General features: G+C 69.1%; 18 protein-coding genes. 6 read left to right on the top strand and 12 right to left on the bottom strand.

What is annotated here, in order from left to right:
* Nucleotide 1: 1 nt before the first annotated feature.
* The 5 genes from E0497_RS00285 to E0497_RS00265 all read right to left on the bottom strand — a co-directional run bounded on the left by E0497_RS00285 (nt 2) and on the right by E0497_RS00265 (nt 4,576).
* Complete coding sequence (locus tag E0497_RS00285; protein ID WP_137722786.1) at nt 2-1,429, bottom strand: amidase; 1,428 nt, start codon at nt 1,427-1,429, stop codon at nt 2-4.
* Between the two features lie 53 nt (nt 1,430-1,482).
* Complete coding sequence (locus tag E0497_RS00280) at nt 1,483-1,968, bottom strand: heme-binding beta-barrel domain-containing protein (protein WP_137722785.1); 486 nt, start codon at nt 1,966-1,968, stop codon at nt 1,483-1,485.
* Nucleotides 1,969-1,995: 27 nt separating this feature from the next.
* Nucleotides 1,996-2,694, bottom strand: coding sequence for a TMEM165/GDT1 family protein (locus E0497_RS00275; RefSeq protein ID WP_137722784.1), 699 nt, complete (start codon nt 2,692-2,694; stop codon nt 1,996-1,998).
* A 273-nt stretch (nt 2,695-2,967) separates the two neighbouring features.
* A complete protein-coding gene (locus E0497_RS00270; RefSeq protein ID WP_137722783.1) occupies nt 2,968-3,834 on the bottom strand; it encodes an SMP-30/gluconolactonase/LRE family protein in 867 nt (288 codons plus the stop codon).
* Between the two features lie 112 nt (nt 3,835-3,946).
* Entirely contained in the window at nt 3,947-4,576 is a 630-nt protein-coding gene (locus tag E0497_RS00265) for a superoxide dismutase (protein ID WP_137722782.1), read from the bottom strand.
* A gap of 279 nt (nt 4,577-4,855) precedes the next feature.
* Here E0497_RS00265 and E0497_RS00260 point away from each other — a divergent pair, with 279 nt between their 5' ends.
* Together E0497_RS00260 and msrA are read left to right on the top strand one after the other, a co-directional pair.
* Complete coding sequence (locus E0497_RS00260) at nt 4,856-5,971, top strand: acyltransferase family protein (RefSeq protein ID WP_137723134.1); 1,116 nt, start codon at nt 4,856-4,858, stop codon at nt 5,969-5,971.
* Between the two features lie 9 nt (nt 5,972-5,980).
* Nucleotides 5,981-6,640 carry a peptide-methionine (S)-S-oxide reductase MsrA gene (msrA, locus tag E0497_RS00255; protein WP_137722781.1) on the top strand — a complete coding sequence of 220 codons (660 nt, stop codon included), beginning with the start codon at nt 5,981-5,983 and terminating at the stop codon, nt 6,638-6,640.
* A gap of 36 nt (nt 6,641-6,676) precedes the next feature.
* On the opposite strand, the gene E0497_RS00250 is transcribed toward msrA, so the two are convergent.
* Complete coding sequence (locus E0497_RS00250) at nt 6,677-7,561, bottom strand: Ig-like domain-containing protein (protein WP_137722780.1); 885 nt, start codon at nt 7,559-7,561, stop codon at nt 6,677-6,679.
* A 162-nt stretch (nt 7,562-7,723) separates the two neighbouring features.
* Entirely contained in the window at nt 7,724-8,650 is a 927-nt protein-coding gene (locus E0497_RS00245) for an LLM class F420-dependent oxidoreductase (RefSeq protein WP_137722779.1), read from the bottom strand.
* A 334-nt stretch (nt 8,651-8,984) separates the two neighbouring features.
* On the opposite strand from E0497_RS00245, the gene E0497_RS00240 reads away from it, so the two are divergent.
* From E0497_RS00240 to E0497_RS00225, 4 genes are read left to right on the top strand one after another with little or no spacing between them, the layout of a single operon-like run.
* A complete protein-coding gene (locus E0497_RS00240) occupies nt 8,985-9,332 on the top strand; it encodes a rhodanese-like domain-containing protein (protein ID WP_241665634.1) in 348 nt (115 codons plus the stop codon).
* On the top strand, nt 9,332-10,276 hold the full coding sequence (locus E0497_RS00235; protein ID WP_137722778.1) for a DUF4328 domain-containing protein: 945 nt from the start codon (nt 9,332-9,334) through the stop codon (nt 10,274-10,276). Before E0497_RS00240 ends, E0497_RS00235 begins: the two co-directional genes overlap by 1 nt.
* The gene (locus tag E0497_RS00230; RefSeq protein WP_137722777.1) at nt 10,273-11,037 is read left to right on the top strand and encodes a glycerophosphodiester phosphodiesterase; all 765 of its coding nucleotides are present in this window, start codon (nt 10,273-10,275) and stop codon (nt 11,035-11,037) included. Before E0497_RS00235 ends, E0497_RS00230 begins: the two co-directional genes overlap by 4 nt.
* Nucleotides 11,038-11,070: 33 nt before the next feature.
* Entirely contained in the window at nt 11,071-11,985 is a 915-nt protein-coding gene (locus E0497_RS00225) for a DUF5926 family protein (RefSeq protein WP_137722776.1), read from the top strand.
* Between the two features lie 82 nt (nt 11,986-12,067).
* Here E0497_RS00225 and E0497_RS00220 read toward each other — a convergent pair whose 3' ends face one another.
* From E0497_RS00220 to E0497_RS00200, 5 genes are all read right to left on the bottom strand, one after another.
* Entirely contained in the window at nt 12,068-12,619 is a 552-nt protein-coding gene (locus E0497_RS00220) for a ferritin (protein ID WP_137722775.1), read from the bottom strand.
* 169 nt (nt 12,620-12,788) lie between these two features.
* Nucleotides 12,789-13,319, bottom strand: coding sequence for a ferritin (locus E0497_RS00215; protein WP_137722774.1), 531 nt, complete (start codon nt 13,317-13,319; stop codon nt 12,789-12,791).
* Nucleotides 13,320-13,382: 63 nt separating this feature from the next.
* The gene (locus E0497_RS00210) at nt 13,383-14,711 is read right to left on the bottom strand and encodes an LCP family protein (RefSeq protein WP_137722773.1); all 1,329 of its coding nucleotides are present in this window, start codon (nt 14,709-14,711) and stop codon (nt 13,383-13,385) included.
* A gap of 37 nt (nt 14,712-14,748) precedes the next feature.
* A complete protein-coding gene (locus E0497_RS00205; RefSeq protein ID WP_137722772.1) occupies nt 14,749-15,561 on the bottom strand; it encodes a CPBP family intramembrane glutamic endopeptidase in 813 nt (270 codons plus the stop codon).
* 26 nt (nt 15,562-15,587) lie between these two features.
* Nucleotides 15,588-16,814, bottom strand: coding sequence for a serine hydrolase domain-containing protein (locus E0497_RS00200; protein ID WP_137722771.1), 1,227 nt, complete (start codon nt 16,812-16,814; stop codon nt 15,588-15,590).
* Nucleotides 16,815-16,824 lie beyond the last annotated feature (10 nt).

Raw genomic sequence — 16,824 nt, 5'->3', positions numbered from 1 at the left:
GTCAGTCCGGGTCCTGGATCCGCGCCCACGGCGCCGCCGCCTCCAACTCGTACGCGAGTTCGAGGAGGGTGCGTTCGTCGCCGTGGGCGGCGGAGAAGTGCACGCCCAGTGGCAGTCCCGTCGACGTCCGGTGCAGCGGCAGTGAGATCGCGGGCCCGCCGGCCACGTTGTTGAGCGGCGTGAACGACGCGTAGTTGGTCAGCCGTTCGAACAGGGTCTCGAAATCGAGTGCGGCGGAAAGGTATCCGATCTTCGGGGTGGTGTGGCCGAGGGTGGGGGAGAGGATCACGTCGTACGACTGGGACAGGCGCGCATACAGCCGGGTGGTGCGCTGCAGTCGGTACAGCATCCGTGGCGTCTCGACCATGTGCTTGCGGTACATCGCGGCCAGACCGCGGCTGAGGTTGTCGGTCTTCGCGGCGTCGAACGTCGGACCGAACATCTTCTTGCCGCCGGTGAGGAGCGCGAACGACAGGAAACCCCAGTACATCTGGAAGTCGTGCAGGAACTCGATGCCGACCGGCAGGGGCGCCTCCTCGACCCGGTGGCCGAGCGACTCGAGCAGATCCGCGGTGGCGTGCACGGCCTTGCGGGTCTCGTCGTCGGTGGGCACCGACGTCACCGAGTCGACGATCATCCCGACCCGCAGCCGCGTCGATCCCGGCCCCTCGACCAGCCGGACCGGCGCCAACTTCGGGTTGCGGTAGTAGGTTTCGGCGGCCGCGTAGAAGCGAGCGCTGTCGCGCACCGAGCGAGTCACCACGCCCTGGCCGATGATCCGGATCGGCATCGTCTTGTCCGTCGCGTCCGCCACCGTCCGGCCGCGGGTCGGCTTCAACCCGACCAGACCGCAGGCGGCCGCGGGGATCCGAATCGAGCCGCCACCGTCGTTGGCGTGCGCGAACGGCAACGCCCCCGACGCCACCAGGGCGGCCGCGCCACCCGACGACGCCCCCGACGAGTACTCCGGATTCCACGGATTGCGGACGGGATCGTCGCTCGGGTACTCGGTGGACGCACTGAACCCGAACTCCGGCAGCCGGCTCTTACCGATCGACACCGCACCCGTCGACAGCAACTGGTCGACGAACGCGCTGTTGCGGGGCGCCGGGGACGGGGTGAACGCGTGACTGCCCTGACCGGTGGGCAGGCCGGCGACGTCGACGTTGTCCTTCACGATCGTCGGCACCCCGGAGAACACGCCGGGACGCGGCATGTCCGCGGACCGCAGCGCCCGCTCGAAGTCTCGTGCCTGGATGCCGTTCAACGGCCCCTGCACGGATTCGGCGCGCTCGATCGCGGCCTCCATCACTTCCCGCGCCGACACCTCCCCGGACGCGATGCGGGCGGCCACCCCGGTGGCGTCGAACTCGCCGAGGGCGTCGTCACGGAAGGCATGAACACGGGTGCTGCGCGGATCGTCGGCCATTCCCGCGAGTGTAGGAGCCGCGGACACGGCTGTGGCCGGTTCACGCGGATTGCTCAGTTGGCCCGGCGCAGTTCCGCCCGCAGATGATGCGTCATGGGGACGTCGTCGAACGCCATCCACATGTCGTACGCGAGTGTCCGCCCGTCTGCGCTCAGCTCCCACCGGCGTCGGATCCCGTGGACCGGCTTCGCGTCCGGCGACAGGCCTAGCGTGTGCTGCGTGAAATCGAGGACACCGCCGACCGACTCCGCGCGCTGGATCTCCACGAAACCGGTCGGTTGCGTCACGAGCAGTTCGACGCTGCTGCCCGCCGGCCGCAGATAGCCGGTCTCGGTGTGCATCGGCTGACCGCCACCGGGCTTGCGGGTCCGGGAACGGTAGAACAGGAACGGTTTGCCGCTCGGCTCGAACTCGATCACCTCGTCGTAGGTGAAGTCGTCGATCGTCGGATAGTGACCGGCGCCGCCGCCGACCCAGCGTCCGGCGAACACGGCGAGATCACCGAGGGGTGCGAGCAGGTCGGGCTGCGTCTGATCCATGCGACCAGTCTGGTCCATGGAGTCCGTCTACGACGTGTGCGGCGCGTCGACCGGATCTTCCGAGACACGGGACCGGGTCACGATCCGCCGTGCGAGCGCGGCCACCGCCGCGGCGACGACGATCACGCCGGCGGCGATCACCCCGGCCGGGCTGCCCGGTACCAGGCCCTCGAGCAGCAACCAGGCACCGAACGCGAAGAACAGCACCGCCGCCCCGATCCGGACGACGGCCTCCGGCAGATGCTTGCCGAGCAGAGCGCCGACGACGATCGCGAGGGCGTCCGCGGCGACCATGCCGATCGTCGACCCGATCCACACGCCCACCCAGTCGTGGTCGGCGGCCAGGGTGACGGTGGCGAGCATCGTCTTGTCGCCGAGTTCGGCGAGGAAGAACGCCGACGCCACCGCCAGGAACGCCGACCCGGTCACCTTGCGGGCCTTCTGCTCCTCCTCGTCGGAGAGGGAATCGCCGCGCAGCGTCCACAGACCGAAGATCACGAACGCGATGCCGCCGAGGATCGACATCGCGGTGGTGGGGATCGCGGCCCCCAGGAAATGGCCGACACCGACGGACACCAGGTGGACGACGGTGGTTGCGACGGTGATGCCGGCGATCACCACCCACCAGCGGTAGCGCAGTGCGAATGTCATCGCCATGAGCTGGGACTTGTCGCCCAGTTCGGCGACGAAGATGACGCCGAAACTCAGCAGGATCGCGGCCAGCATGTCGATCGAACCTCCGGATGTCTCGTTCTCGGAGGATGTCGGGAAACCTTCCTCCGGCCCCGAACGCGCGGATGCGTTCACGGCCGAAGGTCTCGCCCACCGGATCACGTCCGGTCCGCTGCGCCGGGCGGACACCGTACAGGTGCCGGCCAGTATGTCGACGCAGCGATTGGAGGCTACTCCCCTTCGCTGCGTCGACCATAGTTGTGCTTTCATGAAAACGCAAAGGGCACAATAAGTTTGGAGTACCGAACGGGTGAAGTTCGGGAAGGCTCACGAATGTGGCAGCGCCGCCGGAATCGTCACGCGCACCCGCCGAATCGCGCCGCTGCGCAACCGCAACGCCTCGTCCGGCATCCACGTGTCCGCGGTGCACACGAACAGATCCCGACCGTCCGGGCCACCGAGCGCCACCGCATACGGATACGGCACCGCGATCCGGTCGGTGACCGTGCCGCCGGCGTCGACGCGGATCACCTCGCCGCTGAACGGCGACGCCACCCACACCCCGGATTCGGCGTCCACAGCGATCCCGTCCGGCATGACGTGCGGATCGTCGAACGTGGCGAACACCCTGCGGTCCACCAGACTGCCGTCCGACTCGATCCGGAACGCCGACAGCCGGCCCGGCGTCGACCGTGTCTCCGCCACGATCAGCGTCGACCCGTCCGGCGTGATCGCCATCCCGTTCGCGAACAGCATCTGCTCCGCCACCACGTGCGCGGTACCGTCCGGTTCCACCATCGCCAGATCCGCCGGCCGCGGCGGCGTCGGAGGAGCACTGTCGTCACCGTAGTTGCCGACGTACGCACGGCCGCGGTGATCGACCGTCATGTCGTTGAGATGCCACGACGCGATCGCATGCAGATCCGCGTGCACGGTCGACGATCCGTCGTCCTCGAGGCGGTACAGCTTCCGCTCCTGCCCGGACGCCACCAGCAGACGCCCGTCGGGCAGGAAACCCAGCCCGGCCGGATGCCCGGGCACCTCCACGACCTGCTCGACGTCGCCGGTCGCCGGATCCAGGCGCAACACCAGCCCGCGGTAGACGTCCGAGAACCACAACCGGCCGCCGTGCCACCGCGGGCACTCCGGGAAGGCCAGACCCGACACGATCGTCTCGACTGTGGTGTCCGTCATGACGCCGACGCTACCGAGTGGGCGGACGAGGGGTGACGAAACACGCGACGCCGCGCCCGGACATGCCGGGCGCGGCGTCGACGGATACTCCTGACGGAGTCACACCTGAAAATCAGGCGGGAACGATCAGACCGGCGGTCTGGGTGCGAGCCTTGGTGAAGCGCTCGGTGACGTCCGCCCAGTTGACGATGTTCCAGAAAGCCTTGACGTAGTCGCCCTTGACGTTCTGGTAGTCGAGGTAGAAGGCGTGCTCCCACATGTCGAGCATGAGCAGCGGGACCAGGCCGATGGAGATGTTGCCCTGCTGATCGTAGAGCTGGACGATCTGCAGGCGCTGGCCGATCGAATCCCAGGCCAGGATGGACCAGCCGGAGCCCTGGATCGAGTTGGCGTTCGCCGAGAAGTGGTCGCGGAACGCGTCGAACGAACCGAACGCGTCGGCGATGGCGGCGGCCAGCTCGCCCTCGGGCTTGTCGCCACCCTCGGGGGACAGGTTGTTCCAGAACACCGAGTGGTTGGTGTGGCCACCGAGGTGGAACGCCAGGTCCTTCTCCAGCTTGGTGGCCTGCGCGGCCATCGTGCCGTTCTCGCGGGCCTCGGCCATCTTCTCGAGGGCGGTGTTGGCGCCGGCGACGTACGCGGCGTGGTGCTTGCTGTGGTGGAGCTCCATGATCTTGCCGGAGATGTGGGGCTCGAGAGCGGCGTAGTCGTAGGGGAGATCGGGCAGCGTGTAAACAGACACGAGTTTCCCTTCCTCAGGGGCGTGGCGCCCTGACGTGTGTGTTCGATGGGTCGTACTGATGATCAACCCAATCTCATTGGTACACCCTCCGCAACTGCCCCGCCGATGAGGGAATGGCCGCACAAAAAAGTTTGGGTATCCTTAAACTGCTGTGAAATCCGGCTCCCGGACATCCCGGACTCGACGCGAAATTGGGCCGGACGGTGAACGGAACCTTAATATTGCGGGGTGCCCTCCGTGACGCCCGCTCCAAATCCGCGGGCCGAGGTGGCGCCTCGAGTGGAACTGACCGGCGCGAACCTGCTCCGCGCGATCGCGGTCCTCGCCGTCCTCTACTCGCACATATCCTTCTATCTCATCGACGACCTCGGCTCCGGCTGGTGGGCGATCGACGCCGTCTACGCCGTGTTCGTCGACGGACTGAACCTCAACCAGCACCTGTCGTTCGTGGGTGTCGCGATCTTCATGACGCTCACCGGTGCGGTCATCACCCGCTCCGCGATGCGGCACCACCCCGGACGGTTCCTGCTCGACCGGATCGGACGGTTGCTGCCGGCGCTCTGGGTCGCGATCGCCGCCGCGATCCTGCTGGTCCGTCTCGGCATCAACGGCATGTTCAGCGGGCAGACCGGGATCTCCGACTCCGAAGCCGCCCTGAGCTTCGTGCTCGGCGGTTTCTTCCTCAAGCCCGAGGTCGCCGTGCTCGGGGTGACGTGGACCCTCGTCGTGCAGGTCCTCTTCTACTTCTACTGCGTCGCCGTCCGCCCGATCCTGCGCACCCGGCCGATCGTCGTCCCTCTCCTCGGCGCAGCCCTGTGCGCGCTGGTCATCGCCTACAACCTGTTCGCACCGCAGCCCTACACGGTGCCGATGCTGTCGAAGGTCGCCGCGACCCTGCCGACCGTGTTCCTCGGACAGCTCATCTACCTGTGGCTCGCACGCCTCGTCGACTGGCGCTGGACGCTCGTCGGTGTCCTCGCCCAGATCGAGGTCGTCCGCCTGGCCACCGAATACCGCGTCTACTGGGCCGGCGACCGCTACCTGTGGACCATCACCGTCGTGACCGCGCTCGTCCTGGTGCTCGGACGCTACCGGGGCCGGCCCACCCGCTGGGCCGTCGTCCGCTGGATCGCGACCCGCAGTTACGCGATCTACCTCGTGCACACCCTGATCCTCTACCGGGTCTACGAGAACACCGTGGACGTCCTGGGCCGCACCGGTGCGATCGTCGCGTTCCTGATCGTCACCGCTGCCGTGTCGGACGCGGTCCACCGGTGGATCGAGATGCCCGCCGCCCGCTGGATCGGTGCCCGCACCCGCAACATCGGACGGGACCGCGAGCCCGCCGAGCCGGAGCCGGATCGGCCCCCGGTGCAGGCGCGGGACCGCGCGTAGCATCGGTCTATGTCCTGGTTCGATGAACTGCTCGACGGCCGGATCGTCCGCCCCACGGCGGACATGGTGACGGCCGAGCAGGCCCTCCCCGGCCGTGCGACGCCCCTGCCGGTACCCGACACCCACTACGTCACCGGGCATCGGTTGCAGCCACCGTTCCCGGACGGCCTGCAGACCGCGGTGATCGGCATGGGCTGCTTCTGGGGTGCCGAGAAGGAGTTCTGGCAACTCGACGGCGTGCACTCGACCGCCGCCGGATATGCGGGCGGCTACACCCCGAACCCCACGTACGAGGAAGTGTGCTCGGGCCGTACCGGACACACCGAGGTGGTGCTCGTCGTGTTCGACCCCACCGTCCTGACCTACGCGGACCTGCTCGCACGGTTCTGGGAGAACCACGACCCCACCCAGGGCATGCGTCAGGGCAACGACCACGGCACCCAGTACCGGTCCGCGATCTACACGAACTCCGAGGAGCAGGCGGCCGTCGCCGAGGCCACCGCCGACACGTTCGGCAGCAGGCTGGCCGACGCCGGCTACGGCGTCGTCACCACCGAGATCGCACCCCTGACCACGTTCTACTACGCCGAGGACTACCACCAGCAGTACCTCGCGAAGAACCCGAACGGCTACTGCCCCGTCCACGCCACCGGCGTCCGCTGCGGGTAGTCACCGCGCAGCGGACGCCGGGAACGGCCCGGGTGTCTAGCGGGTCCCGAACACCGAGAACAGCGAACCGAACAGTCCCGACAGGGAGCCGAGGGAGCCGAGCGACCCGGTGCCGCCGGCCGGTGCGACGGTGCCGGTCAGCGGGTCGGAGACGGACCCCTCGTGGCTCGCGTCACCGCGGTATGCGGCGGTGATCGAGTACAGCCGGTCGGCGTCCGCGGCCGCCGGGGTCCACACGACGGTGGCAGTGCCGTCGACGACGGTGGCGGTGCCCAGGACGATGCCGTCGTTCGAGAACTCGACGTCGCCGGTGGCGCCCGCCGAGACGGTGGCCGTCAGGGTCGAGGCCGCACCGGCCTGCGGGGCCGGGGTGGCCGTGACGGTCGTGGCAGTCGCCGCCTTCGTGACCTGGAACGTCGGGCCGACCGTGGTGGGCGTGGTGCTGAGGCTCAGGTTCGCCGCGACGTGGACGGACGAGAGCAGGTCGACGCCGACCGCGCAGTTCGGGGTGACGTCGTACTGGACCTCGTAGCTGAGCGACTTCGTGATCCAGGATCCGGTCATGCGGACGGAGTCGGCCTCGGACTCGGTGCCGACACCCTTGCCGTTGATCCGGGAACTGTCCGTCACGTAGGTCAGGCACGGATCGTGCACATCCTTGACGGCGGTGACGGTCGGAGGCAGCACGTTGTCGGTGCCGAGGGTGGCGCTCACCTTGATCCGGCTGCCGATCTCCGGCCGGGTGCCGGTGCCGGCCGGTACGTCCTCGATGGTCCGATCGATGGTCCAGCGGCCGCCGATGCCCTCGTTCGTGTTCACCGAGAACGCATTCGCCGTCGCGGCACCGAACGACGTCGCGACACCCACCGCCAGCACCGCGGTACCCGCACCCGCCACCATCCGACGCATGTTCTTCTTCACAGACTTCCCACTCCTTCTCGAGCCCTACCCCGACCCCGAACAGTTGAACTAACGTTCAACCAAATTGACGGAGTGACGGTACTGCGTCGGGTCGGCGCTGCGCACCCGTGCGCCTTTTTGGTAGTAGCAGCTACCAAAAAGACGCACGGGCAGCGCAGCTGCCTACAGTTGCGGCATCACGTCCGACGCCACCAGCTCGAGGTGGTCGAGGTCCGCGAGGTCGAGGGTCTGCAGATAGATTCGCTGCGTGCCGGCCTCGCGGTAGCGGCCGATCTTGTCGACCAGTTCGGCCGGTGAGCCGGCGAGACCGTTCTCGCGGAGTTCGGTGACGTCGCGTCCGATCCGTTCGGCCCGGCGGGCGATCTCGGCGTCGGTGCGGCCGCAGCACAGGACCAGCGCGCTCGAGTAGGTGAGCGACTCCGGGTCGCGGCCGATCGCCCGGCACGCTTGCCGGACCCGCTCGAACTGGGTGACGGTCGTGTCGAGCGACACGAACGGCAGATTGAATTCGTCAGCGTAGCGTGCCGTCATCGCCGGGGTGCGCTTCTTGCCCATGCCGCCCATCACGATCGGCGGCCGCGGTGACTGCACCGGCTTCGGCAGCGCGGGGGAGTCCACGATCGGGTAGTGGGTGCCGTCGTGGCTGAACGTCTGCCCGACCGGCGTCTCCCACAGTCCGGTGATCACGGCGAGCGACTCCTCGAGGCGGTCGAACCGTTCCCCGATCGACGGGAACGGAATGCCGTACGCGCGATGCTCCTCCTCGAACCAGCCAGCACCGATACCGAATTCGACGCGTCCGCCGCTCATCGCGTCGACCTGGGCGACCGCGACGGCGAGCGGACCCGGGTAGCGGAACGTCGCCGACGTCACGAGCGTGCCGAGACGGATCGTGGACGTGTCGCGGGCCAGCCCCGCCAGGGTGATCCAGGCGTCGGTGGGGCCGGGCAGTCCCTCGACGTTCATCGCGAGGTAGTGGTCGGACCGGAAGAACGCGTCGTAGCCGAGCTGTTCGGCGGTCCGTGCCACCGTGAGGAGATCGTCGTAGGTGGCGCCCTGCTGGGGTTCGGTGAAGATTCTCAGGTCCATGCGGTCCACTGTGCCGCACCGTCTGCTGTGACGTGCATCCGATCGCCGGCTGCGCACGGCCTGTGGATCGCTGTGGAAAACGGGCGGTGCACAGTTGTCAACGGATCGCGGGCAGCAGCCCCTGACCTGTGAACAAACCGCCGCAAAGTTGTTCAGAGCTGTGGATGACCCTGTGGATACTGTGGATAACTCGACTCGAATAGTGACCCGGATCACAATTTGAGTGTCATTTGTGAGAATTTCACTGCACATGGTCTCGACCGGATCACGATCGACAACGCGTCGGGACAGGAGATCGTCTGCCACCGAACGGGTCCCGTGCCAGAATCGTGTCGTGAGCTCCCCGCACGTTCCCACCGTGTCCGTGACCGAACTTCCGGCCGAATCGTCGGAGGCGGTCGTCCTGTTGGACGTGCGCGAGGACGACGAATGGGCCCTCGGGCGCGCACCCGGCGCCCAGCACATCCCGCTCGTCGACATCCCGGCCCGCGCCGACGAGATCGACATCGACGCCGAGGTGTACGTCGTGTGCCGTCAGGGCGGACGCTCGATCCTCGCGGTCGAATACCTCAACAACATCGGGTACGACGCCTACAACGTCTCCGGCGGCATGGTCGCCTGGCAGCAGGCGGGTCTGCCGTTGACCTCCGACGGCGACCCCGGGTCCGCGAAGATCTACTAGTGAGCGTCGTCCAGGCCTGCACCCGCTGCGCGTCCCGGTGGCCCGTGCACGGGGTCCCCGCGCAGTGGTGCCCGCGCTGCCACAGCGCGCTGCAGGCCCCCACCGACGTCTCCGCCCCGACCTCCCGACGCCACTTCCGATGGGTCGCCCGCAGCCCGTACCCGCCGATCGGCCGCAGTCGGCCCGTGGCCCGCCCCCTCGGTCCCACGCCCCGGTACACGCAGACACCGCGGTGGGGGCTGCTCGACCCGCCGCCCGCCGAACCCGACGACCGGTTCACCCGCACCGAGGTCGCCGCCGACCTCGCCCCCACCCTCCTCGCGTGCACCGCGATCGTGTTCGGGCTCGCCGCCGTCGCCGAGGCCTTCCGGTACGGGCTGCTCCTGTTCAACCGGGTCCGACTCGTCGACCCGATCACCCTCGCCGTGTCCGACGCCCTGGTGTGGGCCACCCAACTGTCGGCGCCCCTCGTCGCGGTCGCCGCAGCCGTCGCCGCAGCATGCCGCCTCGTCGTCACCCGCCGGGACGTCCTCGGCGCCCGCGGCCTCGCCGACCCGCGCTCCCCCCGCGTCCTCGCCGCCGGGGTGCTCGTCCCGATCGTCAACCTCGTGATGCCCGGCGTGTACCTCACCGAGATCGCCGGCGACCGCCGCACCGTCGTCGCCGTCCGACTCTGGTGGGTCGCCTGGGTGACCAACGGCGTCCTCGTCGCCGCCGGCCTGCTCTGGCGTGGCCGAAACACCCTCCAAGCCCAGGCCGACGGCGTACTCCTCGCCGCCGTCACCGCCGCCGTCGCCGCCGCGACCGCACTGCTCACGCTGCACGTCATCCGCCGATTCGACGGCCGCGACCTGCTCGGACGGCCCCGCCGCGGCCACCGCTGGATCAACATGCCCCGCAGCGGCGCATCCGCCGCCCCACCCGAGGAGGCGACCGCCGCATGAAACCCGACCGCCGCGAACCCCACGTGGTGGCCCACCGCGGCGCATCCGCCGCGAAAGCCGAACACACCCTCGCCGCCTACGACCTCGCCCTCGAGGAAGGCGCCGACGGACTCGAATGCGACGTCCGGCTCACCCGCGACGGGCACCTCGTGTGCGTCCACGACCGCAGCGTCGACCGCACCTCGTCCGGCACCGGCATCGTCAGCGAGATGACCCTCGAATCGCTCGGCGAACTCGACTACGGCACCGACGGCGAACCCGCCGGCCTGCTGACCCTGTCGCAACTCGTCGAACTCACCCTCGACTGGACGTCCCGGCCCACCAAACTGTTCATCGAAACCAAGCATCCTGTTCGCTACGGCGGACTCGTCGAATCCAAAGTGCTCGCCGAACTCGCCCGCTACGGACTCGCCGCCCCCGCCTCCGCCGACCACTCGCGGGCCGTCGTCATGTCGTTCGCCGCGTCCGCCGTGTGGCGGATCCGCCGCGCCGCCCCGCTCCTGCCGACCGTCCTGCTCGGCGACGCGTCCCGCTACCTCGGCGGCGGGGCCGCCACCACCGTCGGCGCCACCGCCATCGGACCGTCCGTCAAAACCCTGCGGGAACACCCCGAACTCGTCGACAAGGCCGCCGCCGCCGGCCGCGCCACCTACTGCTGGACCGTCGACGACCCCGCCGACGTCGCCCTCTGTAAGGAACTCGGCGTGGACTGGGTGGCCACCAACCATCCCGGACGCACCAAGAAACTGCTGGGCGGCTGATATACCGCGGGTGTCCGTGTAGGTTTTGGCTTCGTGGCTAAGAAGAGCAAGAGAAACAGTGGTCCCAAGCCGGGCAGCAACCGCGCCGCGAAGCTCGAACAGCGCCGCCTCGACCGGGAAGCCGAGTCCACCGCACCGACCCGGCCGTTCGCCGGCCTGGCCGCCGAATGCGACCTCGTCGCCCTGCGCGAATTCGTGCCGTCCGCGCTCGTCGAACTGCCCGTCCGCGACACCGGCAAGCCCGTCACCGCGGCAACCGTCCTCCCCGGCGCCGTCGCCGCCCTCGTCCGCGACGAGAACACCGCCGCCGGACGCTACGTCGGACTGCAGGTGCAGGCCCACACCGCCGACCCCGGCGCCGACCTCGGCGCCGCCGTCACCTGGGCCCAGACCGCCGCACCCGGCACCTCACTGACCTTCGCCGACCCGCAGGCCGACAGCCCGCGCCTGAACGACGTCCTCGACGCCGACACCCTCCCCCGGGTCACCGTCCACCAGAACTTCGACTGGTGGATCCCCGAGGGCGTCCGGCCAGCCCCCGAGGTCGCCGCCACCGTCGCACAGGCCAACGCCGCGATCATGCCGTCCGCACGACTCACCGCCGACGGCGTCGTCGCCGCCTGGTGGGTCGACGCCGGAGAACGCGCCCACCTGCGCTGGGTCCGCCCCGAAGACGAGGATGCGCTCATGCTCGCCCTCGCCCGCGTCCACGCCGCCGGTGGCCTCCACCTCGGTGAAGGCTCCCGCTTCGCCGGATCCTTCCGCACCCACGGCCTGCTCGTCCCCGTCTTCGACCTCGACCGCGAGAAGCACCCCGACGAATGGGCCGCCCCCACCGTCGAACTCGGCAAGCGCCTCGACGACGCCCTCGCCGTCGACACCCCCCTCACCGCCGCCGAAGTCCGCGCCCGCGACGGCCTGCGCGGCCGCCAGGTCACCCTGCGTTGACGTCCCTGTTCTACAGCTGAAGGGACCCTTCGTTCGCTCGCAGCGCACGAAGGGTCCCTTCAGCTGTTTCGGGAGGGTGGCCTCAGATCTTGCCGCCGGCGACGGGGGGTGCACCGGCGGCGGCGTCGTCGGCGCTGTCCATTTCGCGGGCGACGAATGTTTCGAGGTCGAACAGGTTGGTGCCGGCGCGGTCGGCGACGGTGAGCAGGGTCGTCATGCGGGCGACCTCGTCGACCTGTTCCTTGAGGAACCACTGCATGAACTGTTCGCCGAGGTAGTCGCCGTCGTCGCGGGCGGTGCGGGCGAGTTGGACGATCTGTTCGGTGACCGCCTTCTCCTGGGTGAGGGCCAGCGCGATGGGTTCGCGGGCGTCCTCGAAGTGGGTTGTCGCGGCGTCCACGCCGGTGAGTTCGACGGTGATGTCCCGATCCAGGAAGTACTGGATGATCATCATGGCGTGGTTGCGTTCCTCGTTGGCCTGCTTGTAGAAGTGGGACGCCAACTGGGGGAGATCCGCATTGTCGAAATAGACCGCGGTCGCGAGGTACTGGTGCGACGCGTTGAACTCGTTGCGAATCTGGTCGTGGAGAAGTGCGTGAAATTTCGTCCGGTGCGAATCATCTGCGGCACTCATGTGTCGAAGATATCGCTGCCCGGGCGGGATTGTCACCCAAGTGGAACCTCACCCAGGCTAGTGTTCCCTTATTTAGTGCTACCTCAATGAGGTTGGGCTTTCCATAATTGCGCCGTGCCGCAATTGTCGGGAAATGGCAATTGCGGCACGGTGGAGGGGTTGCGGTCGGTCAGGCGCCGGCGACGCGCGGGGCGGTCGAATCGGCCGTCACCGCCGAACTCATCTCGCGGGCGACGAAGTCTTCGACGTTGAAGAGGTTGCCGCCGGCCCGGTCGACGATGGTCAGCAGTGTCGTCATACTCGCGACCTCCTCGACCTGCTCCTTGAGGAACCACTGCACGAACTGTTCGCCCAGGTAATCGCCGGTGTCGCGGGCGGTGCGGGCCAGGCGGGTGATCTGATCGGTGACGGTCTTCTCCTGCGCGACGGCCAGTGCGACCGGTTCGCGGACCGACGTGAACTCGGTGACGACGGCGTCGATGCCGGGCACCGTGATCGGCTGGTCGTTGTCGAGCAGGTACTGGATCATCATCATCGCGTGGTCGCGTTCCTCGGCGGCCTGCTGGTAGAAGCGCCCGGCGAGTTGGGGCAGGTCCTGCGAATCGAAGTAGACGGCGACGGCAATGTACTGCTGTGAGGCCGTGAATTCGTTGCGGATCTGTTCCTGCAGCAGTCGGTGGAAGTCGCTCGTTTCAGTCATGAATGGAACACTACCGTCACCATTGCCGTGGTGGTGCCGGGAAAGTTACGGCAGCGACGAGTGTCACGGTGTGCCGGTGAGAAGGCCTTCCGGAACGGGTCGGTCGTGTGCCAGTGCATCGAAGAATTCACCGGCCTTCTCCCGATCCCACAACAGCACGTCGCCGGAACCGGGAACGTAGTCGAATCCGCCGACGGGGACGGTGGTGGTGATCGTCTTGCCGTGCAGACCCCACGCCAACCCCGCCAGGTTCCACAGGTGATCGCCCTCGTCCACCTGCAGCGACCCGGCCGCGTGGGACAGCGTCGGCCACAGTCGCAACGGGTTGAGCAGTGTCGTCGCGGACGTGGCCCGCTCGAGCAGGGCACTCATGAATGCCCGCTGGTTGTTCATCCGGTCCAGGTCGGCGAGTGCGGTGGCGCGGGTGCGGACGAACCCGAGTGCGTTGCGTCCGTCGAGTTTCTGGCAGCCGGCCTGCAGATCGATGCCGGCGAGGGGATCGTCGATCGGGTACGGCACGCACATGGTGACGCCGCCGAGGGCGTCGACGATGCCGGCGAATCCGCCGAACCCGATCTCGGCGTAGTGGTCCATCCGCAGCCCGGTGGCCTCCTCGACGGTCTGCACCAGCAGTGGTGCGCCGCCGATCGCGAACGCCGCGTTGATCTTGTCCCGGCCGTAGCCGGGGATCGGGACGTACGAGTCGCGGGGGAGTGACACCATCGTCGTGGGGCCGCTCTTCGGGACGTGCACGACGATGATCGTGTCGGTGCGCTGGCCGCCCTCGTCACCGCCTGTGGACAGTTCCCGCTCCTGCTCGGGGGTCAGGCCGGCCCGGCTGTCCGACCCGACGAGCAGCCAGTTGGTGCCGGGGGTGTCCGCGATGCGGCCCGGGTAGTCGACGAGGGCGTCGATGCGGTTCACCTTGGTGTCCAGATAGAAGATGCCGCCGACGGATGCGACCAGCAGCACGATCAGCGTCAGTGCGATGCGGCGCAGCCACCGTCCCGGTCGGCGGGGGCCGGACCGTTCCGGCCGCTTCGACGGTTTCGGTGGGCCGGGAGTGGGACGCGGTCCGCGTGGCGGTGCGGGCGGGACGCGACGCGGTTCGGTGTACGGCCGGGGCCGCTGCGGCGGCGCGTGGTTGCCGGCGGGCACCGGTGACCGGGTCCGGGACCAGGCCTGCGGTCCCGGTGCCTGCGACCACGCCTGCTGCGGGGGTGCGGGGGGGCGGCCGTCGCGGCGGATGACCTGGGTGCCCTCCGGGGCCGGGGGGCGTCGTGGTGGTGGTGTCCCGGCCCGGCGGGGCGGCGGCGGGACGGGACGCGACTGCGGGGGCCGGCCGCGATACGGCGGGCCCGGCTGCCGTCGGTCGGGGGACTCACCGTTCACGATTACCGAGAATACGCACGAACCCGACAAGCCCTGGTCACGGCAGCCACGACACGTGCCCGCGGAGCAGGGCGTATCCGACGAACGCGATGCTGTCGATAAGGGCGTGTGCGATCACCAGCGGCCACAGCTTGCCGGTGCGCTGCCAGTACCGCCCGAACACCAGCCCCATCAGCACGTTGCCGAGGCCGCCGCCGAAGCCCTGGTAGAGGTGGTAGCTGCCGCGCAGCAGAGCCGATGCCAGCAGCGACGAGTTCTCGCTCCAGCCGAGCCGACGCAGTCGCGAGATCAGGTACGCGACCACCAGGATCTCCTCGGCACCGGAGTTCGCGATCGCCCACAGCACCAGCACCGGCAGCCGCCACCAGTGGTCGTCGATGGTGCTGGGCATGACGGTCAGGTTCGCGTTCAGCGCGACCGCGGCCAGGTAGAACGCGAGCCCCGGCAGGCCGATCAGGGCGGCGAGCCCGACACCGGGCCGGACACCGTCGCGGACCCGGCCGAGACCGATCCGGCGCGGCCCCAGCCCGCTGCGCCACAGCAGGTACAGGCCCAGCGCCGCCCACGCGGCCAGTCTCACGACGCCGAGCAGTTGGCGGGCCAGGTCGATCCACGACTGCGTCGAACGGGACGGATTCAGCGCGACCGCCTGATCGGACAGCCCGCCCGGTTGCAGGGCCGACTCGAGCAGCGACAGGGCGCTGGAGATGCCGCTGAGGCCGAACGTGACGAGCAGGACGATCGTGATCTCGAACCACAGGGCCCGCCGCTCGCGGGCGTCGAGCGACGGCGGGGACGGTTCCGGCGGGGCGGGCCGGAGCCACGAGTCGACGGTGGTGCGGGTGATCACCGTGCCGACGCTAGACGGTGCCGGCGTCAGGCGTGCCGGGCGATCGACTCGGCCTTGGCGCCCAGGGTGGCCAGGCGCAGGTCCGCGAACGGGGTCAGGGCGTTGCCGAGCCGGTTCGTCACGAACGCCACCGACAGCCCGGTGTCGGGGTCGGCGAACGCGCCGGACCCGCCGACGCCGTAGTGGCCGAACGCGCCGGAATTCTGGGTGCGGGCCGCGACCAGGGCCGCGTGGTAGCCGAGCCGCCAGTTCATGTGGATGCCGAGCACGTAGTCGCGGGAGTGGGTCTGCACCTCGCTCGCCTGTGCGACCGTCGCGGGGTCGAGGAACCGGATGCCGTCGACTACGCCGCCGTTCGCGAACGCGGCGTACATGCGGGCCAGTGCGCGGGCACTGAACACGCCGTTCCAGCCGGGCATGACGTAGTCGTGGATCGACGGGTCGCGCACGAGGGTGTCGAATCCCTCCGGCATGCCGGCGTCGGCGATGTTCTTGACGTGCGGGACCAGTGACAGCGCCGTCGACGTCAGTCCCCACGGCATCCCGAACGGGTTGATGTGCGGGAACACCTTCGCGATGCGGTACTTCTCGGAGTCGGGCACCTGGAACCAGAAGGCGGGGATCCCGAGCGGTTCGGCGATCTCGGTGCGCACCAGGTCGGTGAACGACATCCCGGACACGCGTTCGGTGAGTTCCGCGACGAGGGTGCCGTACGTGACCGCGTGGTAGCCACTCATCCGGGTCCGGCGCGGATCGGGGACGGCGGCGGCGAGTGCGGCCGCGACACCGTCGTGGTCGAGCAGGGCGTGCGGCCCGTGGACGAGACCGCGGATGCGGTGCAGACCCGCCCGGTGGCTGAGCAGTTCGCGGACGGTGATCGTTTCCTTGCCGGCCTCCCCGAACTCCGGCCAGTACGCGGCGACGGGTGCGTCGTAGTCGATCAGTCCGCGTTGCGCGAGCCGGTGCAGCACGGTACTCGCGACACCCTTACCGGTCGAGAACGACATCGCGACCGTCCCGGAATCCCACTTGCGGGTGGGGGACGCCCAGCCGGCCCACACGTCCAGCACCGGTGTCCCGTACAGGTACACGGCGAGGCCGCCGCCGCCGTCGCGGGGGCGTCGGAACAGGTGGAAGAACTGGGTGGCGAGGGCCTCGAACCGCGGGTCCACGAGCATCGTCGTGGGCGGCCGGTACGCCGCCGGACGACGGGAGACCCCGCTCGGGGCACGACGCGGGGCTGCCGCGGTCATGTCGAGCGCG

The sequence above is a fragment of the Prescottella subtropica genome (assembly GCF_005434945.1).
Taxonomy (GTDB): Bacteria; Actinomycetota; Actinomycetes; order Mycobacteriales; family Mycobacteriaceae; genus Prescottella; species Prescottella subtropica.
This window is presented reverse-complemented; position numbering and strand designations above follow the sequence as displayed.

What these genes read in the sequence shown, in the direction of transcription:
- E0497_RS00285 (WP_137722786.1), bottom strand. Translation starts at nt 1,429, where the DNA reads ATGGCCGACGATCCGCGCAGCACCCGTGTTCATGCCTTCCGTGACGAC.
- E0497_RS00280 (WP_137722785.1), bottom strand. Translation starts at nt 1,968, where the DNA reads ATGGATCAGACGCAGCCCGACCTGCTCGCACCCCTCGGTGATCTCGCC.
- E0497_RS00275 (WP_137722784.1), bottom strand. Translation starts at nt 2,694, where the DNA reads ATGCTGGCCGCGATCCTGCTGAGTTTCGGCGTCATCTTCGTCGCCGAA.
- E0497_RS00270 (WP_137722783.1), bottom strand. Translation starts at nt 3,834, where the DNA reads ATGACGGACACCACAGTCGAGACGATCGTGTCGGGTCTGGCCTTCCCG.
- msrA (WP_137722781.1), top strand. Translation starts at nt 5,981, where the DNA reads ATGTCCTGGTTCGATGAACTGCTCGACGGCCGGATCGTCCGCCCCACG.
- E0497_RS00245 (WP_137722779.1), bottom strand. Translation starts at nt 8,650, where the DNA reads ATGGACCTGAGAATCTTCACCGAACCCCAGCAGGGCGCCACCTACGAC.
- E0497_RS00230 (WP_137722777.1), top strand. Translation starts at nt 10,273, where the DNA reads ATGAAACCCGACCGCCGCGAACCCCACGTGGTGGCCCACCGCGGCGCA.
- E0497_RS00220 (WP_137722775.1), bottom strand. Translation starts at nt 12,619, where the DNA reads ATGAGTGCCGCAGATGATTCGCACCGGACGAAATTTCACGCACTTCTC.
- E0497_RS00215 (WP_137722774.1), bottom strand. Translation starts at nt 13,319, where the DNA reads ATGACTGAAACGAGCGACTTCCACCGACTGCTGCAGGAACAGATCCGC.
- E0497_RS00200 (WP_137722771.1), bottom strand. Translation starts at nt 16,814, where the DNA reads ATGACCGCGGCAGCCCCGCGTCGTGCCCCGAGCGGGGTCTCCCGTCGT.